This window comes from Cupriavidus ulmosensis, assembly GCF_977008105.1.
In genome coordinates this window covers 2685387-2709437 of record NZ_CDRMWP010000002.1, presented here as the reverse complement: position 1 = coordinate 2709437, position 24051 = coordinate 2685387, and the positions used below count along the sequence as shown (strand labels likewise).

General features: G+C 70.7%; 17 protein-coding genes. 9 read left to right on the top strand and 8 right to left on the bottom strand.

Translation table 11 applies throughout. The features are described from left to right. Nucleotides 1-128 precede the first annotated feature (128 nt). The 9 genes from ACWTPI_RS31725 to ACWTPI_RS31685 all read left to right on the top strand — a co-directional run bounded on the left by ACWTPI_RS31725 (nt 129) and on the right by ACWTPI_RS31685 (nt 15047). Nucleotides 129-611 carry an Hcp family type VI secretion system effector gene (locus ACWTPI_RS31725; protein ID WP_020201797.1) on the top strand — a complete coding sequence of 161 codons (483 nt, stop codon included), beginning with the start codon at nt 129-131 and terminating at the stop codon, nt 609-611. Between the two features lie 110 nt (nt 612-721). Then, on the top strand, nt 722-1276 hold the full coding sequence (tssJ, locus tag ACWTPI_RS31720; RefSeq protein ID WP_231401575.1) for a type VI secretion system lipoprotein TssJ: 555 nt from the start codon (nt 722-724) through the stop codon (nt 1274-1276). A 5-nt stretch (nt 1277-1281) separates the two neighbouring features. After that, nucleotides 1282-2631: a type VI secretion system baseplate subunit TssK gene (tssK, locus tag ACWTPI_RS31715; RefSeq protein WP_020201799.1), complete on the top strand. Its 1350-nt coding sequence runs from the start codon at nt 1282-1284 to the stop codon at nt 2629-2631. Continuing rightward, nucleotides 2628-3965: a type VI secretion system protein TssL, long form gene (gene tssL / locus ACWTPI_RS31710; RefSeq protein WP_454733753.1), complete on the top strand. Its 1338-nt coding sequence runs from the start codon at nt 2628-2630 to the stop codon at nt 3963-3965. Before tssK ends, tssL begins: the two co-directional genes overlap by 4 nt. Before the next feature lie 14 nt (nt 3966-3979). Further along, the gene (gene tssM, locus ACWTPI_RS31705; RefSeq protein ID WP_454733752.1) at nt 3980-8038 is read left to right on the top strand and encodes a type VI secretion system membrane subunit TssM; all 4059 of its coding nucleotides are present in this window, start codon (nt 3980-3982) and stop codon (nt 8036-8038) included. A 51-nt stretch (nt 8039-8089) separates the two neighbouring features. Further along, nucleotides 8090-8659 carry a hypothetical protein gene (locus ACWTPI_RS31700; RefSeq protein WP_454733751.1) on the top strand — a complete coding sequence of 190 codons (570 nt, stop codon included), beginning with the start codon at nt 8090-8092 and terminating at the stop codon, nt 8657-8659. A gap of 85 nt (nt 8660-8744) precedes the next feature. Beyond that, entirely contained in the window at nt 8745-11174 is a 2430-nt protein-coding gene (locus tag ACWTPI_RS31695; RefSeq protein WP_454733750.1) for a type VI secretion system Vgr family protein, read from the top strand. A gap of 98 nt (nt 11175-11272) precedes the next feature. Beyond that, entirely contained in the window at nt 11273-11542 is a 270-nt protein-coding gene (locus tag ACWTPI_RS31690) for a PAAR domain-containing protein (protein WP_020201804.1), read from the top strand. A 13-nt stretch (nt 11543-11555) separates the two neighbouring features. Next, nucleotides 11556-15047: an RHS repeat-associated core domain-containing protein gene (locus ACWTPI_RS31685; protein WP_454733749.1), complete on the top strand. Its 3492-nt coding sequence runs from the start codon at nt 11556-11558 to the stop codon at nt 15045-15047. Here ACWTPI_RS31685 and ACWTPI_RS31680 read toward each other — a convergent pair. The 8 genes from ACWTPI_RS31680 to ACWTPI_RS31645 all read right to left on the bottom strand — a co-directional run bounded on the left by ACWTPI_RS31680 (nt 14940) and on the right by ACWTPI_RS31645 (nt 23783). Then, nucleotides 14940-16298: a GlcNAc-transferase family protein gene (locus ACWTPI_RS31680; RefSeq protein ID WP_454733748.1), complete on the bottom strand. Its 1359-nt coding sequence runs from the start codon at nt 16296-16298 to the stop codon at nt 14940-14942. The genes ACWTPI_RS31685 and ACWTPI_RS31680 overlap by 108 nt on opposite strands. A 37-nt stretch (nt 16299-16335) precedes the next feature. Further along, nucleotides 16336-17361 (bottom strand): fimbrial protein, encoded by a 1026-nt coding sequence (locus ACWTPI_RS31675; protein WP_020201807.1) that lies wholly within the window; start codon nt 17359-17361, stop codon nt 16336-16338. A gap of 105 nt (nt 17362-17466) precedes the next feature. After that, a complete protein-coding gene (locus tag ACWTPI_RS31670) occupies nt 17467-18564 on the bottom strand; it encodes a type VI secretion system protein TssA (RefSeq protein ID WP_454733747.1) in 1098 nt (365 codons plus the stop codon). An 18-nt stretch (nt 18565-18582) separates the two neighbouring features. After that, nucleotides 18583-19626: a type VI secretion system baseplate subunit TssG gene (gene tssG, locus ACWTPI_RS31665; protein WP_454733746.1), complete on the bottom strand. Its 1044-nt coding sequence runs from the start codon at nt 19624-19626 to the stop codon at nt 18583-18585. Nucleotides 19627-19628: 2 nt separating this feature from the next. After that, nucleotides 19629-21509 carry a type VI secretion system baseplate subunit TssF gene (gene tssF, locus ACWTPI_RS31660; RefSeq protein ID WP_020201810.1) on the bottom strand — a complete coding sequence of 627 codons (1881 nt, stop codon included), beginning with the start codon at nt 21507-21509 and terminating at the stop codon, nt 19629-19631. Nucleotide 21510: 1 nt separating this feature from the next. After that, nucleotides 21511-22029, bottom strand: a complete 519-nt coding sequence (gene tssE, locus ACWTPI_RS31655; RefSeq protein WP_020201811.1) for a type VI secretion system baseplate subunit TssE — start codon at nt 22027-22029, stop codon at nt 21511-21513. Further along, a complete protein-coding gene (locus ACWTPI_RS31650; RefSeq protein WP_020201812.1) occupies nt 22016-22864 on the bottom strand; it encodes a type VI secretion system accessory protein TagJ in 849 nt (282 codons plus the stop codon). The genes tssE and ACWTPI_RS31650 overlap by 14 nt, the downstream gene beginning before the upstream one ends. Before the next feature lies 1 nt (nt 22865). After that, nucleotides 22866-23783, bottom strand: a complete 918-nt coding sequence (locus ACWTPI_RS31645; RefSeq protein WP_454740578.1) for a TagK domain-containing protein — start codon at nt 23781-23783, stop codon at nt 22866-22868. Nucleotides 23784-24051: the final 268 nt, after the last annotated feature.

Genomic DNA, 24051 nt, shown 5'->3' with positions numbered 1-24051 from the left:
CGGTCCCGGCCGGCATCAAGGCATGCGGGGCGGCCTGACGGCCGCCCGGCCGAGCGACGGGCAGGCGCTCGTGAAACATTCCTGCCTGCCTCAACGCATTGTTAACCGAGAACGTAAGGAGTATTGCCATGTCGCACGACATCTTCCTCAAGATCAACGGCATTGATGGTGAAGCGGAAGACGCCACGCACAAGGGCGAAATCGAAGTCTTGAGCTGGGCATGGAACGTGTCCCAGCAATCGAACATGCATCTGGGTTCGGGTGGCGGCGCCGGCAAGGCGACCGTGGACGATCTGCAGTTCGAGCATTACATCGACCGTGCCAGCCCCAACCTGATCCAGTACTGCCTGCTGGGCAAGCATATCGACGAAGCCAAGCTGGTGGTCCGCAAGGCCGGCGGCAACCCGCTCGAGTACATCAAGCTGACCATGAGCGACGTGCTGGTGACCCAGGTGAGCCCGTCCGGCGTCGCCACCGGCGAATCGCGTCCGCGTGAAAGCGTGCGCCTGTCGTTCTCGCGCCTGAAGCAGGAATACGTGGTGCAGAACGCCCAGGGCGGCAGCGGCGGCGCGATCACCGCAACGTTCGACGTCAAGAAGAACGCAGCCTAACCCCCGACGCCGGTTTTCCGGAAGAGGGCTCCGCCGCGCCGCGGCGGAGCCCGAGGCTGCTGACCGGAGCGCCCGCGCGGCGGGCGGTGCGGCCAGCGGTCCTCCCCGACATGATCATCCAGATGCCTTCTCGACTTTCCTCCCGGCGCATGACGCGGCGCGCGGCCACCCGGTGGCTCGCGTCGGGGACGCTATGCCTGCTTCTGCCCGCCTGCGGCAGCCTGCCCCAGCCGCGCAAGGAGCGGGCGGACCTGCACGTGCGGATCAAGTCGGGCGAAGGCACGAATCCGGACGACAAGGGGCGCCCGGCGCCCGTCATGGTGCGGATCTACGAACTGAAATCGGCGACGGCGTTCGAGAACGCCGACTTCTTCACGCTGCACAACGACAGCAGGAAGGTGCTCGGCGAAGACGCGCTGGCGATGGACGAATTCATCCTCCGCCCCGGCGACACGCGCGACATCCGCCGGCGCGCCAATCCCGCCACCGTGGCGATCGGCGTGCTGGCCGCCTACCGCGAGCTGGGCAAATCCGTATGGCGCGCGGTCTATCAGGCGCCGCCGGTGCCCGAGGAAGGCTGGTACCGGGCGGTCATGCCGCGCACCAAGGTCAGGCTGAACGTCGATATCGGCCAGCAGGCCATTCTGGTTACTGAATTGGATTAGTTGCAATGAGTTGGCATAACAAAGTCGTCTGGAGCGAAGGGCTGTTTCTCCTTCCCCAGCTGTTTCAGCAGCAGGAACGCTATTTCGAGCACTTCGCGCACAAGCGCGCGGCCGTGCTCGGCCCGTTCTTCTGGGGCTTCGGCCAGTACGAGATCGACCAGGAATCGCTGTCGTTCGGCAAGCTCGTGTTCAAGAACGGCACGGGCGTGTTCCCGGACGGCACGCCGTTCGACGTGCCCGGCCACACGCCGCCGCCGCCGCCGCTGACCATCGGGCCCGAGCACCAGGAGCAGATGATTTACCTGGCGGTGCCGCTGCGCCTGCCCAACACCGAGGAAACCGCGTTCGACGAGCAGCCCGGCTCGCTGGCGCGCTATGCCGCCTTCGAGAACGAGCTGCGCGACAGCAACGCGATCGGCCAGGGCCCGAAGCCGGTCCAGCTGGCCAACCTGCGCCTGCGCCTGCTGCCGGAGAAGGAGCTGACCCAGTCGTGGATCGGCATCGCGCTCACGCGCGTCAAGGCGCTGCGCGCGGACGGCTCGGTGACGCTGCACGACACCGACCACATCCCGCCGGTCTGCCACTACGGCGCGAATCCGCTGCTGCGCGAATGGGCCACGCAACTGCATGGCCTGGCCAAGCTGCGCGCCGACGCGCTCGCGGCCCGCCTGTCCGGCGGCGACGGCCGCGCCGGCGCGGCCGCGGAAGTGGCCGACTACCTGCTGCTGCAGGTGCTCAACCGCTACGAGCCGCTGCTCGAGCACGTCTGCCGCATCCGCGAGACGCCGCCGGTGACGCTGTACCGCGAGCTGGCCATGCTGGCCGGCGAGCTGTCGACCTTCGTGCGCCCGCAGACGCGCCGTCCGCTGCCCACGCCGGGCTACGACCACGCGCAGCTATACCGCAGCATCCGGCCGCTGGTCGACGAGGTCCACTACCTGCTCAACCAGGTCCTGATCCGCGGCGCGCAGCCGATTCCGCTGACCGAGCAGCCGCACGGCATCCGCGTGGCCACCATGCTGCCGGCCGATCTCGCGGGCTACTCCAGCCTGGTGCTCGCGGTCGGCGCGCAGATGTCGCCCGACGTGCTGCAGCAGCAGTTCGCGGCGCAGACCAAGATCAGCCAGCCGCAGCGCCTGCCCGAGCTCATCCGTTCGCACCTGCCGGGCCTTACGCTGCTGCCGCTGCCGGTGCCGCCGCGCCAGATTCCGTTCAACTCGAGCTTCATCTACTACGAGCTGTCGCGCAGCGGGCCGTTCTGGGAGCAGATCGCGCAGCAGGGCGGCCTCGCCATGCATATCGCCGGCCGCTTCCCCGAGCTCAAGCTCGAACTGTGGGGAGTGCGTCATAAATGAGCTCGGCCACGTTCGATGACGGCGCGTTCGATTTCCTGTCCGATGCCGCCGCCAGCGCCAGCGCCGGCGCGGACGCCGGCCTGCTGCCCGGGATGGCGCGGCCCGCTTCCGGCACCCTCGGCACCCTCGGCGCGCCGGAAGTGCCCGAAGGCGACGGCGCGTTCGACATGCCCGTCGACATCCCGGCGCGGCTGGACGCGGTGCGCGCGGCCGCGAACCCGCTGCTCGAGGCTGCCCATCCGCTGCTGCGGGCGCTGGCCGACATGCCGGCTGCGCTCGATTCGTCGGACGCCGTGGCCAGCCTGCGCACGCTGCTGGTGCGCGAGGTCAGCGTGTTCCAGAAGCTGTGCGAGAAGGCCGACCTGCCGTGGAAGCACATGGCGGTGGTGCGCTACTGCCTGTGCACGGCGCTCGACGAAGCCGCCAACCGCACGCGCTGGGGCGGCGGCGGCGTGTGGGCCGCGCAGAGCCTGCTGATCACGTTCGAGGGCGAGGTCGACGGCGGCGAGAAGTTCTTCCTGCTGATCGGCCGCATGGCGACCGACCCGCAGGAATACGTCGACATCCTGGAGATCCTCTACCGCGTGCTCGGCCTGGGCTTCGAGGGGCGCTACAGCGTGGTCGCCGACGGCCGCCGCCATCTCGAGCAGATACGCCAGCGCCTGTGGACGCTGATCGCCGGCGCGCGCGACGCCCTCCAGCATGAGCTGTCGCCGCACTGGCGCGGCGCGCAGGCCGGCAAGCTGCCGTTCCTGCGCAGCGTGCCGGTGTGGGCCACGGCCGCGTGCGCGGTGCTGTTCCTGTTCGGCCTGTTCGCGTTCTACCAATACCACCTGCTGTCGCAGCGCAACGCGCTGGCCGCGCACATCCTGGCCATCGGCAAGGAGGCGCCCGCCGTGCCGGCGCAGCGCCTGCGCCTGTCGATCCTGCTCAAGCAGGAAATCGCGCGCGGGCTGCTGACCGTGGCCGAGGACGAGCGCCGCAGCGTGGTGGTGTTCCGCGGCGACGCCATGTTCGTGTCCGGTCAGGCCCGGGTGCGCCAGGAGATCGACCCGATCCTGGTCAAGGTGGCGCAGGAAGTGGCGCGCGTGGGCGGCCGCGTGACCGTGACCGGCCATACCGACAACCAGCGCATCCGCAGCGCGGAATTTCCCAACAACCAGGTGCTTTCCGAGAAGCGCGCGGCCTACGTCGCGCAGATTCTGCAGGCCCACGGCACCCCCGCCAGCCGCATCCAGGCGGTCGGCCGGGGCGATTCGCAACCGGTCGCCGACAACGCCACCGCCGAGACCCGCGCGCGCAATCGCCGCGTGGAAATCACGGTGACGCTGTAGCGACGGAGCCCGCCATGTCTTACTTGAAACGTTTTTTCCGATTCCTGTTCTCGCGGCAGACGCTCGCGTTCATCGCGGTCGCGCTGCTGTCGCTGGCGGTGTGGTTCGTCGGCCCGCTGCTGGCCTTCGGCCAGCTGCATCCGCTCGAGGATGCCGGCCCGCGCGTGACCGTCATCGTGCTGCTGCTGGCGCTGCTGCTGTTCTGGCTGCTGGGGTGGCCGCTGAGCCCGGTCGCCGCCGTCGCGCTGTGCGTGCTGCTGTGGCACGCGGGGCCGCTGTTCGGGCTGGCCGAGCATCATCCGCTGGCGCCGGTGTGGGTGCGCGTGCTGCTGATCTCGGTGATCGTCTTCTGCTACTCGGCCTATGGCCTGTACCGGCTGTGGCACGCGGTGCGCGCCAACCCGGACCTCCTCAAGCGGATTCTCAATCCGTCCTCCGACAAGGCCGACCCGGTGGCGCGCGACGAGATCCGCACGGTCAGCCTGGTGGTCGCCAAGGCGGTCGGGCAGCTCAAGCGGCTGCGCGGCGGCACGCTGCGCACGCGCGTGCTCGAAAGAGGCCGCCATCTGTACGAGCTGCCGTGGTACCTGATGCTGGGCACGCCCGGCGCCGGCAAGACCAGCGCCATCCTGGGCTCCGGGCTGGAATTCCCGCTGGCCGACCAGATGGGCGCGCAGTCGGCGCCGCGCGGCGCGCGCGGCACCGCCAACTGCGACTGGTGGTTCGCCAACGAGGCGGTGCTGATCGACACGGCCGGGCGCTACGTCCAGCACGAGAGCCGGAGCGACGCACAAGTCGAGCAAGCCGGACAGGCCGAGCAGGCCGAACAAGCCGGAGATGAGGAACGCGGCGAACAAGGCCAGCAAGACAGACCGGCCGCGGCGGTCAACGCGGCGGAATGGCGGGGTTTCCTCGGCCTGCTGCGCAAGCACCGTCCGCGCGCGCCGGTCAACGGCGCCATCCTGGCCATCAGCGCGGCCGAACTGCTGGACAAGTCCGACGGCGAGCGCACCGCGCTGGCGGCCAGCCTGCGCGCGCGGCTGGGTGAGCTGCGCAACCAGCTCGGCATCCGCTTCCCGGTCTACGTGCTGGTGACGAAGCTCGACCTGCTGCCGGGCTTTCCCGAGTATTTCCAGTCGCTGAGCGCGGAAGGGCGCGCGCAGGCCTGGGGCTTCACGCTGCCGCACGGCGGCGACGGCGCCTCGGCGGAGGTCGCCGACCTGCGCCGGCATTGCGCCGACGAGCTCGCGCAACTGGAGGCGCGCATCGACGCCGGCCTCAACAACCGCCTGCTCGAGGAGTACGACAACGACCGCCGCAAGACGCTCTACGCGCTGCCGCGCGAGTTCCGCAGCCTGTGCGCGGTCCTGGTCGACACGCTCGGGCTGGTGTTCCTCGACTCGCGCTACGACGACACGCAGTTGCAGACCACCATGCGCGGCGTCTATTTCACCAGCACCGAGCAGACCGGCCAGGTCGTGCCGGCCGACCGCGAGACGCTGATGCAGCGCCTGCGGCGCCGGCTCGCCAGGCTGCGCCCGGACGACGGCGCGGCCGAGGCCGCCCGCGCCGACGCGGCGCCGCCGGTCCACCGCGGCTATTTCCTGCGCGACGTGTTCCGGCAGGTGATCGTGCCGGAAGCGTACCTGGTGCGGCCCAACCTGAAATGGGAGATCCGCCTGTGCATGGTGCGCTGGGCCGGGCACCTGCTGGTCGCCACGCTGTTCCTGTGGCTGGTCAGCGCGCTCACGGTGAGCTTCGACAACAACCGTGCCTACCTGACGGTGATCTCGCAGAAGACCGGCGAGCTGGCGGCCGGCGTCAAGGCCTACAACAAGGCGCCGCGGGCGGGCGCCATCGCCGGCATGCTGGACGCCTCGCGCGACCTGCCGCAGTACCGCAGCCTCGATCTGCTCGCGCCGGGCGGCGCCTACCGCTACGGCCTGTACACGGCGCCCGTCATCGTCGACGCGTCGCGGACGACGTACTCGAGCCTGCTGCACCAGGCCCTGTTCCCGCAGGTGGTGCGCCGCGTCGAGGCGGTGCTGGGCGCGCAGGTCGACGCCGGCAACGCCGACGAGGTCTACCGCACGCTGATGGCCTACCTGATGCTCTACGACGACAAGCGCTTCGACGCGCAGACCGTCGGGAACTGGGTGCTGCGCGACTGGGAGCGCACCGACGGCGCCACGGCGATGGGCGGCCGCGAGGCCATGAGCCAGCATCTGGACGCCATGTTCGCCGCGCGCCCGGCCCGACCCGGCGTGCCGCAGGACGCGGCGCTGGTGCAGCGCGCGCGCAGCTTCCTGAGCAGCAACCCGGCGCCGCGCCGGCTCTACGAGCGCGCGATGGCCTCGATGGAAAAGGAAGCGCCGGAGAACTTCACGCTGGCCCGCGCGGCCGGCATCCAGGGTTCGTCGATCTTCGTGCTGGCCGACGACACGCAGTTCGAGCGCGGTGTCCCCGGTCTCTATACCTACGGCGGCTACCACGAGATCTTCAGCAAGCGCCTGCCCGAGTTCCTGGCGCGCGCGCAGAGCGACGACGCCTGGGTCATGGGCCGCGCGGAGGCCGCCACGGCGCCGCTGGGCGGGCTGCGCAACACCAGCCTGGTGGCGGGCAGGTCGGCCATCGCCGACGACATTCGCCGCCAGTACCTGACCGACTACGGCAACTACTGGCAGCGGTTCCTGGCCGACATCCGTCCGGCGGCGGCCGGCGCGCAGAGCGTCGGCGGCACGCTGGCGCTCGACCTCAACACGCTGCGCGTGCTGGCTTCGCCGGATTCGCCGCTGGTGCGGCTGGCCCGCGCCGCCGTGCGCGAGACCTCGCTGTCGCTGGCCGGGCGCGAGGAGGATTCGTCGCTGGCCGACATGGCGCTGGCCGCGGTGGGGCGCAAGTCCGGTACCGCGCAGGCGGCGGCGACCACCGCCGCCAGGATCGCCGCGCAGCGGCCCGAGCAGCGGCTGGAAAAAGAGCTGGTGGACAACCGCTTCGCCGCGCTGCGCGAGGTCGTCACCGGCCAGGCGGACACCGGCAGCGGCCCGGCCATGAGCAATCCGCCGGTCAGCGGCAGCAAGGCGCTGCAGCTCGACGCGCTCATCGCGCTGCTCAACGAGCAGTACACGCGCCTGGCGGTGGCCGACAACGCGCTGGCCAGCAGCAGCATGCCGCCCGCGCTGGACATCGGCACCACGCTGCAGATGGAAGCCGACAAGCTGCCCGCGCCGCTGCGGCTGGTGCTGGGCGGCATCGCCTCGCAGTCGGCCAGCAAGGTCGGGCGCGAGGTGGGCGCGCTGCTGGCGTTGCAGATGGACTCCAGCGTTGGCGCGAGCTGCCGCCTGGCCATCGAGGGGAAATATCCGTTCGCGGCCAGCAGCCAGGAAGTCGACATCGAGGACTTCAACCGCGTGTTCGCCGCCGGGGGCCTGCTCGACGACTTCTTCCAGAAATCGTTCGCCAGTTATGTGGACACCAACGTCAGGCCGTGGCGCTACAAGGCGCTCAATCCCGGCATGCCGCCGATCCAGGGGCCGAGCCTGGAGCCGTTCGAGCGCGCCGCGGCGATCCGCGAGCTGTTCTTCCGCGAGCCCGGCGCCAAGCGCATGGCGTGGAAGATGGATGCCAGGATCGCCGCCATCGACCCGGAGATCACCGAACTGTCGGTCGACGTGGACGGCCAGGGCCTGCGCTACGCGCATGGCCCGGTGCGGCCCTTCGCGCTGAGCTGGCCCGGGCCGCGCGGCGGCGCGGTGGCCGAGATCACGGCCAGGCCGCGCATCCGGCCCGACACCTCGACGATCGTCGCCAGCGGGCCGTGGGCGCTGTTCCGGCTGATCGAGCGCGGCCGCCTGAGCGGCACCGCGTCGGCCAGCCGGCTGGTGGTGGATTTCGATTTCGACGGCCGGCACGCGGCGCTGGAACTGGTCACGGGCGGGCAGTTCAACCCGCTCGCGACCAACCTGCTGAAGGACTTCCGCTGCCCCGGCACCGCCGCGGGCCGCGGGGCCGGCGGCGCGCGCAAGATGGCCGCGGCGCGGCCGGCCGGCGCCGGGCTGCCGGCGGTGCATTGAGCTGGCCGGCGGCACGGCCCCTTACTCGTCAACAGGACAATAGGCGGATTCATGAACATCAGGGACGCTGACACCTACACCTTCGACAAGCTGCCGAGCCGGCACGAGCCGGATACGCGCGTGCTCGAGCGCGCCATCGCCTCGAACTGCACCACGCTGCGCAGCCGCCACCGGGAATACCGGGAAATCGTCGCCTTCCGGCGCCTGCCGCACGCGAAGAAGCTGGAGAGCGCGCTGTGGCGCGCCGCCTGGCGCCTGCGCGAGGTGGACGGCGCCAGGGTGGCCGCGCTGTGCGCCGCCGGCAACCTCCACACCATTGCCGGCATGCTCGGCGAGTGGCTGGGCGTCCACGCGACGCCGGTCGGATGGGTGAAGGGCATCGCCACGGCGGCGGGGGAGCCCGCCGTGCCGGGGCCGCGGGCGGTCTACTGCATGCGGCGGGTGGCCGAGTTCGGTCAGAAGATTGTCGACGCGCGTGGTCCGAGGGATCTCGACCTGGCTGCCGATTACCTGGTGGAGGCCGCGCAGGGCATCGGCGCCGATCTGCTGATCGAGGTGCTGCTGCGGCGCGCGCAGGTGCGCGTGCAGCCGCCCCTGAACAGCGGCGGCGCCCGGCCCTGAGCGGCGCGGTGCGAAGCCGCGCGGCCGGGCCGGCCGCGTGGCGCAAATTTGTTTGGTTGAGTAGGATCGAGAGGACTGTATGTCAATGAATTCTTCTGCGAGCCGGATTGTCCAGGATCACACGGTGGCCATCCGCAGCGACGCGATGCCCCGGTTGCTTGGCCAGCCGGCACTCCGGTTCCTGTCCCTGCGGGGCGAGGAGCATCTCGGGAAGCTCTACGCATACGAGCTGCTCCTGCGCACGCCGGATGACTTCCACGTGCCGCTGTCCACCAGCGCCAATCTGGACCTGAAGGCGATGATCGGCACGGAAATGACGGTCAGCCTGCAGCTCGACGGCATCGGCACGGGGGCGCTGGGCGGGGTGGGCGCGGGCGTGCGCGAGATCAGCGGGCTGGTGGTGAAGGCGGGCTTCCTGCGCGGCGAGGGCCGCTACAACATCTACCGCGTGGAGCTGCGGCCCTGGCTGTGGCTGGCCACGCTGACCAGCGACTACAAGATCTTCCAGGACAAGACCGTGGTCGAGATCATCGACACGGTGCTGCACGACTATCCCTACCCGGTGGAAAAGCGCCTCGACATCGAGAAGTATTCGGTGCGCGGCGAGAGCGAGCGCAACGAGCCGCGCGCGTTCCAGGTCCAGTACGGCGAGACCGATTTCGACTTCATCCAGCGCCTGATGGAGGAGTGGGGCATCTACTGGTTCTTCGAGCACACCGACAACAAGCACCGCCTCGTGCTGTGCGACCACATCGGCGCGCACCGCAAGTCGCCCAGCGAGGCCTATCACGAGCTGGTCCACCATCCGGACGGCGGCAAGATCGACATCGAGTACATCGGCTACTTCTCCACCGACGAGGCCTTGCGGCCGGGCCGCGTGGTCATCGACGACTTCGACTTCACGCGCCCGCGCGCGCTGATCGGCACCTCCAACCACCAGCCGCGCGAGACCAACTGGGGCGAGGGCGAGCTCTACGAGTGGCCGGGCGACTACACCGACAGCAAGCACGGCGAGCTCATCAGCCGCGTGCGCATGGAGGAGCGGCGCGCGCCCGGCACGCGGGCCTACGGCAAGGGCAACGTGCGCGGCATCGGCTGCGGGCAGACCTTCGTCCTGACGCGGCACCAGCACGAGGAAGCGAACCGCGAATACCTGGTGATCGAATCCGCGCTGGCGCTGACCGAGGTCGCCGACGAGACCGGCAGCGGCTATCGCTACGAATGCAACAACGAGCTGGTGGTGCAGCCCACCGGCGAGGTCTTCCGCATGCCGCGCGAGACGCCCAAGCCGACCACGCACGGCCCGCAGTCGGCCATCGTGGTCGGGCCGCAGGGCCAGGAGGTGTGGACCGACGAATTCGGCCGCGTCAAGGTGCGCTTCCTGTGGGACCGCTACGCGCGCAACGACGCCACCGACTCGTGCTGGGTGCGCGTCAGCCAGGCCTGGGCCGGCACCAACTTCGGCGGCATCTACATTCCGCGCATCGGGCAGGAAGTGATCGTCGGCTTCCTGAACGGCGACCCGGACCGCCCGCTGATCCACGGCAGCCTCTACAACACCATGACGCCGCCGCCGTGGGATCTGCCCGCGGAAGCGACCAAGAGCGGCTTCAAGAGCAAGACCATCACCGGCGGGCGCCAGAACTACAACGCCATCCGCTTCGAGGACAAGCTCGGCGCGGAGGAGGTCGAGATCCAGGCGGAGAAGGACATGAACCGCCTGACCAAGAACAACGAGTCGCACACGGTCGGCGTGAACCTCTCGCTCGGCGTGGGCCTGACGTACTCGTGCTCGGTCGGCGCGACGTTTACCAGCATCGTCGGCGGCGCCGCCAGCTATTCCGTGGGCGGCGCCGAGTCGACCCAGGTCGGCGGCGCGTCCGCGTTGAACGTCGGCGGCGCGCGCGCGGTCGCGGTCGGCGGCGCCTACTCGACCTCGGTCGGCGGCGTCTACGCGCTGGCCGTGGGCGGCCTGATCAACTTCTGCTGCGGCGCGGCCGGGATCACGCTGTCGCCCGATGGCAGCATCAAGATCGTCGGCACCAAGATCCGCATCATCGGCAGCAGCCACGTGGTGATACAGGGCTCGCAGGTCGACCTCAACCCGGGCGACTCCGACAGCGCGGCCAGCGGCGGCGGCGGCGGCAGCGGCGTCGTGCCGCCGATCCCGCTGCCCGCGTTCGGGTTCTCGGTGACGGCGCCGAAGCTGCGGCCGTTGCCGCCGGCGCCGGAGCCGTCGACGCCGAAGCCGTCGACACCGGAGCCGTCAACGCCTGAGCCGTCGACACCAGAACCGTCAACCCCTGAGCCGTCGACACCGGAGCCGTCAACGCCTGAGCCGTCGACACCGGAGCCGTCAACGCCGGAGCCATCGACACCAGAACCGTCGACACCGGAGCCGTCGACACCAGAACCGTCAACGCCTGAGCCGTCGACACCAGAGCCGTCAACGCCGGAACCATCGACACCGGAGCCGCCCGAGACGTATCCCGAAACTACAGGTGATGTCGATTGATCCGGCGCCGCCGCGGTCCCTCCGCGGGACCGAAAAGGGGCCGCGGCGTTTACGCGAACCAGGGCGCAGTCGCCCCATTCTTCTGAAGGAGATTCATCATGGGTAGTCCCGCAGCAAGGCTCGGCGACGCCATCGGCCACGGCGGCGTGGTCGTCACAGCCTCGGGCGACGTGTCCATCAACGGCATCCCCGCCGCCTTCGTCGGCGGCAGCATCGCCGTGTGCGGGCCGCACTGTTCCGCGCAGGCGGTGGTGCTGGGTTCCGGCTCGGTTTTCATCAATGGCCTGCCGGCGGCGTTCGTCGGCAGCCTGACGTCATGCGGAGCGCCCATCGTCACGGGCTCCGGCGACGTCTCCATCGGCGGTTGAGCAAAGGAGAAGCATGAGCGGGATCGGAGGACTGGGCGGCGTGCTGGCCGGCCTGGAAGGCGTGGTGCTGGAATCGCTGGAGGTGGCGCCGCCGGCGGGCCGTTTCCGGCATCAGCCGGGCGACCTCGCGGGGCGCTACGGCGCGCGCCGCGCGCTCTCGGGGCTGTTGTGCGAAACGGTGGACATGACCACCGGCGCCAAGATCTGCCTGCCGTGGAACGAGGCCGATTTCGCGCTGCCCGGACGCCTGCCGATCACCTGGAACCGCTTCTATTCCAGCCTGCTGCCCGGCGGCGGGCTGCTGGGACCGGGCTGGCGCTCGCCCTGGGAAGTCACGCTCGCGCGCGTGCACGACCGGCTGGTCTACACCGACGAGCAGGGCCGCGCGCTGTCGGTGCCGGCGCCCGCGCGCGGCGCCCAGGTCATCGTGTCGGCGGAGCAGCTGCACATCGCCTGCCTGCCCGACGGGCGCATGGTGGTGGCCGACCTGACGCCGCGCTACCGCGTGTTCGGGGACTTCGACGCGCGCGGCGTGGCGCGGCTGAAGTACGTCGAGGACATCCACCAGCATCGCATCGGCTGCATCTGGGACGAGGCTGGCCGCCTGCTGCGCATGCGCGGCACCTGCGGGCACGAGCTGCGCCTGCACTACGCGCAGGCGAGCTCGCGCCTGACCGGCATCGAGTGCGTCGACGGCGGCGGCGCCGGCTTCCTGGTCAGGTACGGCTACGACGCGCACGGCCAGCTTGCAGAGGTGCGCAACCGGCTCGGCGACGTGGTGCGCCGCTTCGCCTATGCCGGCGGGCGCATGGTCGAGGAGACCGGGCCGCTGGGCCACGTCACGCGCTACGTGTGGCAGCCCGTGGGCGGCACGCAGCGCGTGGCCGAGCGGATCACCAGCGACGGCGCGCACGAGCGCTGCACCTACCGCATCGAGAACCGCACCAGCCAGGCGGTCGACGTGTTCGGCCACGCCGCGCACTGGCAGTACGACACCTGCGGCCGCGTGCGCGCCCACGTCGGCTTCGACGGGCGCCGCCACGTCTTCGAATACAACGGCGCGGGATGGCCGGTCATGCTGGCTCTGCCCGGCGAGCGGCGCCTGCGCGCGGTCTACGACAACCTGGGCCGCGTCACGCAGGAGATCGACCCGCTCGGCGCCGAATGCTCGCGGGTCTATGCCTTCGCCACCGGCAAGCTCGTCAGCATCCGCCATGACGACGGCCGGACCTGGCTGTGGCAGCGCAACGACCGCCTGCAGGCGGTGCGCCGCCAGTCGCCGCGCCACGGCATCACGCAGATCCGGCACGAAGAGCAGGACGGCGGCCTGTCGGAGCACCGCACCGACGAGCAGGGCCAGGCGACCGTGCTGGAGTACGACGCGCGCGGCCAGCTGGCGCGGCGCGTGGAGCCGGGCGGCCGCGCCACCGCCTATGGCCGCGACGCCGCCGGCCACGTCGTGTCCGTCATCGACGCGCAGGGCGCGCTCACCAGGATCGAGCCCGACCTGCTGGGCCGCCCGCTCGTGGTGACGCTGCCGGACGACCGCGAGGAGCGCCACGCGTGGAACGCCGCCGGCCAGCCGGTGTCGTGGACCGGCGCGGACGGGCAGACCCGGCACTGGCACCGCGACGCGCGCGGCAACGTCGTGCGCGCGGTCGACGAGGAAGGCCACGTCACGCTGCACGAGTACGACGCGCACGGCCGCCGCACGCGCACCGCGGGCAGCAACGGCGCGATACAGCAACTGGCCTGGGACCCGGCCGGGCGCCTGCAGTCGGTGACGGACGCCGACGGCGTGCGGCGCGAGTTCGCCTACGCGGCGGCGGGCACGCTGGGGCAGGTCACGGCCACCGCGGGCGCGCTCGCGCGCACCGAGACGTTCGACCACGATGCGCTCGGGCGGCTGGTCTCGCGCGAGACGCAGCATGCCCGCTATCGCTTCATCTACACGCGCCGGGGACTGCCCGAGGCGGTCGGCTACGAGCCCACCGAGGCGGGGCGCGCGCTCGGCCTGGAGCCGGACACGATCCGCTTCGAATACGACGCGCTCGGCCGCATGACCGCCGAGCACGGCGCCAACGGCACGCTGACCTATCTCTACGACGCGGCCGGCCGCGCGACCGAGGTCACGCTGCCGCACGGCCAGACGGTCAAGACCGAGCACGACGAAGCGGGCGCGCCCGCGCTGCTCGGCCTGGGCAGCGGCCAGGACATGCACGGCATCGCCGCGTTCCAGCACGACGCCATGCGCCGCTGCGTGCTGCGCTCGCAGGGCGCGCTCTATCTCCACACTCACTACACCGAGACCGGCTGGCCGCTGCGCTGGTTCGCCATGACCGCCGTGCCTGGCGAGAACGGCGAGATGGCGCCGGGCGAGGTGCTGCAATGGCGCGAACTGCAATACAGCACCGCGGGCAACCTCGCGCGCCTGGACGACCGCTACGACGGCCGCATCCATTTCGACTACGACCGGCGCGGCGCGCTGCTGCGCTGCGTGTCGGACGACCTCGGCATCGAGTATTTCACGTGGGACGGGGCCGGCAACCTGCTCGACACGCCGCGCGCCGGCTGGCAGCCCGCCATCTACGCGGACCACCGCCTGCTCGAGTGCCGCGGCTACCGCTACGAATTCGATGCCTGGGGACAGGTGACGGGCAAGCACGGCGCGGCCGGCGCGCTGTCGCTGGAGTGGGATGCCGAGGGCCGGCTCGTCGCCGCGCGGCAGCGCGACCGCGTGGTGCGCTACCGCTACGACGCGCTGGGCCGCTGCATCCGCCGCAGCGCCGGCCCGGCCGAGCCCGGCCTGGCCGGACTGCAGGGGCTGCCCGGATTGCCGGGGTCACTTTTTGGCGGGGCGCAGGACGAGGCCACGCAACTGGTCTGGCAGGGCGGCCGCCTGGCGCAGGAGCGCACCGGCGACAGCATCCGGACCTATCTGTACCAGCCGGCCGCGGATGGCCTGACGGCATACGCGCCGCTGGCCTGCGTGGACCAGAAGCGCCTCGAGGACGGCACGCTGGGCCCGATGCGCGTGCTGCACTATCACACCGATGGCGCCGGCACCGCCGTGGCGCTCACCGACGAGAGCGGCGAGCCGGTCTGGCGCGGCCGCTACAAGGCCTGGGGCGGACTGGCGCCGTCGACCGGCCTGCGCGAGCAGGCGCGGCAGCCGCTGCGCTTCGCGGGGCAATACGCGGACGAGGAAACCGGACTGCATCTCAATGGCGCGCGCTTCTACGATCCCGACGCCGGCCGCTATCTGAGCCCCGACCGCGCCGCGCCGGCCGGCGCGAGCCCGTACCGCTACGTGTTCAATCCGCTGACCGGCGGCAATCCGGACGGGCATGCGGTGCAAATGGCGCGCATGCAGCCATGCGCGCCCGCGCTCCGGATGTCAGGCCTCGACCGCCTGCTCTATCCGTCCCAGTTGCTCACCGGCATCGTCGAGCAGTTCGACGACGTAGCTGGCGGGAAGCTGCCCGAGCCCGGAGGTGAAGATTAGGTTGCGGTCGAACCACTCGCCGCGCATGGCCTGGCCGAATTCCTCGGCCTCCATGACGCGATGGTGCAGCACGCTGCCTGCGGCGTCATGGACGGTCATGCGGCAGGTGTGGACTTTCGTCGACGCCACGTTCATTGTCTTCCGATGCAGGCACAGGCGCAGCTCGTTCGAGCGTACCAGCGATGCCTTCCACTCCGCTTCGGTGCCACGCGCCGGCACCATTCCCTGCGCCGGCGGCGCGGCCTCGAGGGTCGCGCGCTGCACGCCGCGATGGGTGAAATCGATGCCCGCGTAGGTCTCGTACTCGGCGAGCGTGCGCTCGCTGCCCAGTCCGTACGGGCCGAATTCGGCGTCGCCGCGCGGCTCGCCGTCGATGCCGAACAGCGCGCGATTGCGCTGGTACGACATATTGTCGCGCTCCCCCCAGTACATCGGAATCGCGCCGTCGGCCTTGGCCTGCGCCGAGTGGTCGTCCCAGATCTTGGTGCGGCCCTTGCGCGTGTACTCGTGCCAGGCGATCAGCCGATGCGGGTGATAGAGATCGTAGCCGTGGGTATAGGCGCGCGCGGCGATCGAGATTTCCTCGCCAAGGAAGAAATACTGCGGATCATGTTGCACCTCGACCGAGAAACTCCCGTCGGCGAACGTGAAATGGCCACTGTAGAAGCGTGCCGGAACGGGTTGCCGCGGTGTCGCGTGCGACAGCCGGGCCGGGCAAAAGACCACCACGCCCCGCTTGCTGAAGTGGCTGAAGCGCATTTCGAGCTGGTTCTGGCGGCGCCCGCCGGGATCGTCGTGCGGAAAATACGACGGCAGGTATGCCGTGAGGACCGGCTTGGGGCTGGCCGCGCGCAGCGACTCCAGCATGTCGGTCAACTGGCTGTCCCAGCCATCGACGAAGCGGTGGTGCGAGTCGAGCTGCAGCGTGTAGCGCTCGGCGCGGTACTGCTGCTGGATCAGGTTGCGCGCCCAGCAGGCGCCCTGCGATGCCATGTGCGGCACGTCGATCAGTTCGATCGACGCATCGCCATAGGCCAGCGTATGGACCGTGTGCTGGCCGCTGGCATCGAGGCGCCACTTGGCGAAGCCGCGCGCGAAGAATTCGCTGACGGTCTCGTGCAGCGCGTGCTGCCAGCACACGACGATGCGCAGCATGTCGGGCCGGTCCGCGCGTTCGATCAGGTCGCGCAGCGTCGGGATCAGCTCGGGGTCCCGGTAGCTGGCCATCTGGACAAAAATCGTGGGTTTCATTTCATGAGATGCGGTGATGAGAAGGGAAGGTGTTCGTTCACAGGATGCTCAGCGTGACGGTCGCCGTGGCCTGGATCTGGCCGGCCGTGGGGGTCCGGCTGCCGACCCGCAGCACCGTGGCGTCGAGCGAGAAGCTGGACGCCATCGCGCCATACGGCTCGTGTATGAGCGCGCTGTTGCTGTCGTTGGGCTTGAGGACGTAGGACGTGCTCCGGTCCGCCAGCCGGATCGCCAGGTTGGTGGCGCCGGTGTTGCGGATGAAGCGGGGATCGTCGCCGTCGGGCGTGCCGGCCAGCGTGGCGGTGATCGTGGCGGGCGGGGTCGGGCCGGAGCAGCGCACGGTGAAATCGACCTGCCGCGTGGGGCCCGCGGTGGTGGAGACGTCGGCCGGGCCGAACGGACCGAAGTCGATGTTCAGCGTGCTGCTGTCGACATGACACTTCGGCAGGACCTTGAGTTCGATGCTGTTGACGCTGATGTGCCCGAGTGCCGGAGCAGGCAGGTCGCCGTAGAAGGTGGCAACCGTTCCCAGATTCACCACCGACCGGCTCGGCATGTTGTTGCCGGTCTTGATCAGCTCCATGCGGTATACCGCCCCGGCATTGATGTTGTAGTACACACTGCTGCTGCCTGCCCACGGGAGCGCGACAGGCATGACGTCGACACGCCCGTTGTTGGGGCGCTGATAGCTGAGCCGGAAGCCGACGCCGGGGATGCCGGTGTCATAGATTTTCTGTCCCAGTACGGAAAGCGTGAACGGTGCGAAGAACCCGTAGTTGATTGTCCCGGACGGAGTGATGCAGATGGCAAACCGGAGCCGGTCGTCCATTCTGTATTCGCCTGTCGCGATCGTTTCGCCGATGCCGAGGTCGGGATCGACCTCGGCCGGCCCCGGGAAGTTGATCTGGAACGACGAATACGCCTGGGCTCTGATACCTTCGACGTTGACCGAGTAGTCGATCTCCGGCTGCGTCATCGGCCGGCATTCGGCGAAGGCGCCCGGCGATGCGGCGAGCAGGCCGGCGGCGGACAGGGAGGCCAGTAGCGCGAAAGGTCTTTTCATGGCTGGAAGGGAGTGAGATGGGAACGGCGTGGAAACGAGGCGGGTCCGGGGCGGAAACCCGCGCGGAAGTCGGGGGCGCTGGATAAACGGGAAGGCCGGCCCGGACTACGCATCGACGGCGTCCCACAGCGGCAGCAGGTCGGCGGGGATGATGTGGGCCAGCTCGGAGAAGCGCTTGCCGACCATGCGCTCGGCCTGCCGCAGCAGCACGATGACCGGGCTGCTCGGCTCGTGCTCCTCGAACCACAGGCGCGTGTCGCGGATCGCGGCGAGCGCCTGCCAGCGGTCGGCCGGCGGGCCGGCGCAAGGGCGCGGCGCGTCCGCGGGACCGGCGGCTGCCGGCAGCGCGGGCGCCGCCGGCGGGGCCGCCCGCGTGTCCGGCGCATTGGGCGCATCCGCCGTGTCGCTCGTGTCCGGCATGTCCGCCGCCGGCGCGGGAAGTCCGGCGGGCTGGGCCGCCGCCGCGTGGGGCGATTCCAGGCTGGCCGGCGCGAACGGCTGCAGCAGCTTCGTCAGCGCGCCGAGGTCGGGCGCGTCGGCGCCGAGCGCTGCCCGGCTCCACGTATCGAGTTCGGCGGCGCTCCGCTGCGCCTCGGCGAGCGCCACCACGGCCGGGTCGCGCCTGGCCCACAGCTCGCGCAGCAGCCGGCTGGCCGATTCCGGCGCCAGCGCGTCCTTCTGGCGCGGCACGGCGAAGGCCTTCTCGATGTCGCGCAGCTGCAGTTGCAGCCCCGCCGTCTTGGGCAGCGGGATGTCGCGCGCGTCGGCCAGCGCGCCGTCGGCGTCGGCCAGCGCGGCGATGGCGTTGGCGCACACCACGGGGTCGGGCTCGCCCTCGAAGAACGGCACCGGGTGGAGCGCGTCGCCGTAGCGGTCGAGCATGGCCTTGAGCAGCGCGAGGCTGTCGCGCAGGCCGGCCGCGTCGCCCTGGCGGGTGCGGCAGCGGGCCAGGATCACGGCCAGGCGGATGTCCTTGGTCCGCAGCAGCAGCGCGCGGCAGTCGCGCTCGGCCTCGGCCCAGTTGGCGGGCTGGGGCGCGTCGACGAAATCGCCGTACTGCGCGTCGGCCCGCGGCGCGATGGCGGCCTGCAGCATGACGAAGGCGGGATCGTATTCGAGGTCCGGGCCGCACGGTGCGTCGGCCGAGACGGGTTCCAGAAGATCGGCGTAGCGCAGCGCCGCGGCCGGCGTGTTCGCGTTCATGCGTGAAAATCTCCGAGGTCAGGCACAGTATTTCTCCGGCTCGAACACCATGCCGACGACCGGCAGGTCGTCCAGCGATTCGCCGAGCCAGGTGGAGTAGCCGAGCCGCTGCGCGGCGTCGGCGCGCGCCGGCGGCGCCGCGCGCGGCTTGACCAGCAGCTTGATTTCCCAGTCGTATTCGTAGCCGACGAAGGCGCGCACCCAGTCGACCAGCGTGGGCAGGTCGTCGCCATGCGGCGTGAGGCGCAGGTACTGGTCCAGGTCCAGCGGGCCGATCACCAGCCGGAACTTGTGCTGGCAGTCGGGCACCATCTCGCCGAGCATGGCGCCTTCGCACACGATCGAGGACTCGGCCGGCGCGCCCAGCCGGGTGCGCTCCGGCCCGGCGACGCGGATCCAGTGCGCGACGTATTCGTCGACCGCCACCGGCACGCCGAAATAGTGGGACAGCGTGGCCGCCAGTCCGTCCGGGTTGCGCGCCTCGCGCACCAGGTGGGCCGAGGCGGCGTAGCGCGCGTGGGTCGGCGGATGGGTCAGCGCCGCCTCGGCGGTGTCCGTGCCCATCAGGCTGCCGACGTAGAACGAGAACGCCTCGTCGTCGGGGCGGTCGAGCGAGACGGTGGCCTGCGACGCGGCCCAGGCGCGGTAGAACAGCGTGAGCGCGCGCTGGTGGAACAGGTTGGCGAACGCGCTCAGCGTGTGGTCCTGGTGGCTCTCGCCGCGGGTGTAGGCCAGCTCCGTCATGTGCAGCGGCAGCGGCCCCTGCGGCCCCCACAGCCCGAGGCCGAACAGGCGGATGTCCAGGTGGCCGCCGCGCACGTCCAGCGCGGCGATCTCGCGCGGCGCGAAGGCCAGCGACGGCTGCTGGCCGATGCGGAACGGTTCCTGGCCCGGCAGGCTCGCCGTGCCCGGCAGCGGCATGCCGGGCGCGCGCGCGGAGATCGCGCGCAGCAGGCCGAGGAAGCTGGACTGCCACGGCGCGCGCTCGTCGAACCACGCGCGCAGCGCGTCGGGATGGATCGGGGAGCCGGCGTCGACCGGATGCGAGGTGGGCGCGTGCATGGCTACACCGCCCCGCGGCCGCCCATGCGGGCCTTCCAGCGCGTGACGAGGCCGCGCTGCATCGAGCGCAGCTCGGTCTCGGTGAAGACGTTGATCGACACGTGGCGCGCCAGGTAGTGCTCCAGCACCAGCCCGAACAGGTAGGGGCTGACGCCGGAGAAGCCGGTCTCGTCCACGGTCAGCTCGCAGCGCACGCCGCGCCCGTAGACCAGCAGCCCGTGGCCGGGCAGGCGCCGCACCACGGGTTCGGTGCGCGCGCCGACCAGGCTGTCGATCTGCGCGGCCTGCTCGTGGTCGCCGCTGCCGACGAACAGCCGCAGCATGTTGCGCAGCGCCTGCCCGCCGTCGGCGTGGTCGAGCTCGGCCAGCGGCATGTAGTTGAAGCTGAGCTGGCGGATCAGCCGCCAGGCGGTCTCGCCGGCGGCGTAGGGCTCGCGCGGCACGCTCGGCGCGTGCACCAGGCTCACGCCCTCGATCGGCACCGATTCCTGCATGGTCAGGTCGCTGACGCCGTTGCGCGGGATCAGCCGGGGCAGGTCGCGGTTGGTGACCCAGGCCTCCACCGACAGGTAGCGGATGTCGTCGGCGTAGGGCGCCTCGGCCTGGTCGACCAGCGAGACGAAGACCTCGGTGCCGATGTACGGCGTGCGCGTGCCGTACTTGCGCACGTTGGCCGACAGCGTGCGCCGCTCGCGCAGGATGGAGAAGTAGCGGCCGTAGTTGCCGGTGTCGCTGTGCAGGGTCTGGTACAGCGGGTTGAAGACCACCTCGTTCGAGGTCTGCGCCTTCTGGCCGAACACGCGCGACACCGAGAAGACCTCGTAGTCGAGCGGGCGGCTGCGGTCGGGCACCAGGTGGAAGGCGGTCAGCGCGCGGTTGATCTCGACGCGGTCGGTCCGCTTCGGGAACAGGTTGATGACGGGCGTGCAGAACAGCAGGAAGCGCCCGGCGTCGACGTGCGAGGTCAGGGTCTCGGGCAGGCGGTCGAGCAGCAGCACGATCTCCGCCTCCCTGCCGTCGATGGCCGACAGGCCGGCGCCGAGCTGCGTCAGCGCGAAGAAATAGAAGCGCTGGCGGCAGGTGAAATACTCCTGCAGCAGGTTGTGGCCGTGGAAGGTGTTCCACGGCACGGGCAGCAGGCTCTGGTCGGCGCGCAGCCCCTCGAAATCGACCGCGGCGCTGGACACCACATGACCCTCGCCGCGCGCCGCGCCGAACGCGCGCACCACCGAGGCGACGCTGCCGGCGTGGATCAGCTCGAACAGGTGCGAGGCGATGCGCTCGTCGCCGTTGATGTACAGCGGCAGGCGGTCGAGGCCGGCGATCTGCGAGAAGCGGATCTCGCCGACGGTGCGCAGGCGCAGGCGCAGCGCGCCGCGCAGCTGCACGTGGGGCCGCAGGTGGCGCTCGGTAGGCGGCAGGTCGGGCGGGATCGCCGTGAGCTTGGCATCGACGATCTCGATCGGCCAGATGGTGACGTCGTGGCCGCTGCGGAACTCGCAGGCGGTCTGCTCGCCGGGCGGCACCGCCGAGCGCAGCACGCTGTGGCGCGGCACCTTGAAGCCCTTGCTGAAATTGCCCTCGCGCAGGCTCGGCCGCAGGCGCGCCACGCCCATCGACGGCGTGGGCGCCATGTAGTTGGGGTAGGTGACTTCGAGCAGGCGCTGGGTGAAACGCGGGAACTCGGCTTCGAGCTTGAGCTGGGTGCGCGCCGACATGAAGCAGAACGCCTCGATCAGGCGCTCCACGAACGGGTCGGCCACCTCGATGCCCTGCATGCCGAGCCGGCGCGCGATCTTCGGGTGCCGGGCGGCGAATTCGCCGGCCAGCTCCCGCATGTAGGTCAGCTCGCGGTTGTAGTGGTCGAGAAACTGCGGGTCCATGTCAACTGCCTGTGCGTGCGCCCGGATCGAGCGTCACTTTGTTCATTTCGATGTCGAAGGTGCTCTGGATGCGGAACTCCAGCGGATACGGCGACCACTGCATGAGGCCGCTGATCTCGAACACCAGCTTGTTGTAGCTGGCCGCGCCGGGATCGGTCGCGGGGCGGATCGCCACCGACTCGGGAATCAGCCGCGGCTCGAAATGGATGACCGCGGCGCGCAGCAGTTTTTCGAGCGATTCCCAGTTGCGGTCGCTCAGGTAGCTGCCGGACAGCGGCGGCACGCCGTAGTTGACGACGGACGCGGCCGCCGCCGGAAAGCGCGCCGCGTCGAGTTCGCCGTCGAGATTGGTGGTGTTGAGCAGCAGGCTCAGGTCGCGCCGGATGATCCTGCGCATGCCCTCGCCGTCCGGCGCATAGGCGTCGGGGCGCTCGCTGCGCTTGTTGGGCGCGTCGTCCTGCAGCCGGTCGAGCAGCGACGGCAGGTAGGCGGGCCGGTGCCAGTTGTCAGGCTGCCGCATCGCCGTTTCCGTGCGCGAAGCGGCAACTGCCGAGGTCGAGCAGGCCCCAGTCGCCCTGGTCGGTGCTCCAGGTCTTCTGCCCCAGCCCGATCACGCCGGTGTCGCCGACGTCCGTCCAGCTCGTCTCGCGCGCCAGCCGGCACGGCGTCGGGCCCGCGTCGGAGCCGACGTAGCGGGTCGGCAGGTATCCCTTGAGGACCGTGGCGTCGCGCAGCACCGCGGTGGCCGGGCGCCACACCAGGTCGGTCAGCGTGCCGGCCGGCGTGAAGGTGAGCGACTGCATCTGCTCGAACGGAATCCAGCGGTAGCCGCCGGCCACCGCCATCTCGCAGACCGGGCCCAGGCGCGTGTCGCTTTCGGCCAGCCAGGCGAAGGCGCCCATCTCGGGGCTCTCGCCGGGGCTGGCGGGCGCCTGCTCCAGCGCGGCGCGGCGCAGCGTGTCGGCCGTCGCCACGTCGCCGGCGCCGAGCCGGGCGTTGGCCTGCAGCAGCGTCTCGACCCATGCCGGCGCCGGCGCGATGAAGCCGGGCGTGCGCCGGCCGGCGAACACCTCGATGCGGAACAGCTCGCTCTGGATCAGGCCGCGATGCAGCTGGGCGCGGGCTTCGCCGGCGGGCTCCAGCGTGGCCCAGGTCTGGAGCTGCTTGAGCGCGCGGTTCCATTCGCCGTCGATGCACAGCAGCTGGAACAGCAGCCAGCGTTCCTGCGTATCGGCCGGGCGCTTGCGCACCGCTTCGGCGGTGCGCCGCTGCAACTGGTCGAGCGACTGCGTGCGCAGCATGCCGGCGAGCGTGGCGGCGCTGACGGCATCGGCGGCGGCGGTGGAAACGGTCATTTCAAGGTTGTTCGTCATCGTGAGGTTCCGGTGAAGGGGTCGTGTGTGCCGACGGCGCGTCCGCTGGCGCCTGCGCGCCGGTGCCGGCGGCCTGCGTGTCGGCGTCGATGTCGGCGCCGGCGTCCGCGCCGATTTCGGTGCCTGTCTCGTCCGGCGCGTCCGTGTCGGTGCGCGCCACCAGCATGGGGAAATGGCTGTCCACGCTGATCAGGTGGTGCTCCTGGCGGGCCAGCAGCGCGGCCCGCGACAGCGCCCGGCCGGCCTTGCGGGCCGGCGCGAGCAGCGCCAGGATCTCGTGGCGGTCTTCCTCGGCGAACAGGTGGTCGGCGCGGAAGGTGTCCATCTCGCCGAGCACGGTGTCGATGTTCTGCTGGCTGCCCAGCAGATCGCCCAGCAGCGAGCCGGTCTCGAAGCGGCCCCGCGCGTCGAGGAACGGGTCCTCCGGCAGCGGCATGGCGACCTGGGGCCGCCCGATGGCCTTGAGCTCGTGCGCGTCGTGGTCGCGCTCGCGGTGGATCAGCGCGCGGCGGTACTCGGCGAGCAGGCCCGCCAGCGGGTCGGCATCGTCGTCGCTTTCCGGCAGCGCGCCCGGGCCGGCCAGCGGCTCCTCGTCGAAGATGAGCAGCGGCGCCGGCGCGCCCGCCGCCGCGTCGCGGTGCTGCATCGGGTCCGCCTGCGCGCCGGCCAGCGCGGCCAGGTCGCGGAAGTGGGCCGGCTCGCTGCGCGCCAGCGCGTTGCCGATGGCGATCAGGTCGGGCGGCGCGGGCGCGGCGTGGCCGTCCGGCGGCGGCGCTTCGCCGCCGGGCCGCGGAGCGTCGCTCCCGGCCGGGATGGGTTGGTGCGGCCCGGGATGCGCGTGCGCCGCCAGTTTCTCTCTCGACATCGTCAAAGGGTGGTATTTCGCCTGCCTCCATTTCATTTCCCGTTTCCGTTGCCAATGACGGCGCGGGGTGGGAAAGTGAAACGCGGAAGACGGAATAGCGTGTGATGCAAACCGGGGAGATGCTATGCCACGGGCCGATTTGTAGATATAGGAATTGTTCTAAATTTCGGCGGCGCGGCGAATCGCCGATGTGACCCGCGCGTCGATCCGTGCGCGCGATCACGGGCGGGAAATCCAGGCAGGACAAGGCAATGCGCGCCGCCACGCCAGGAAAGTCGTGGCGCGCTTGCGGCGTGGGCAATGC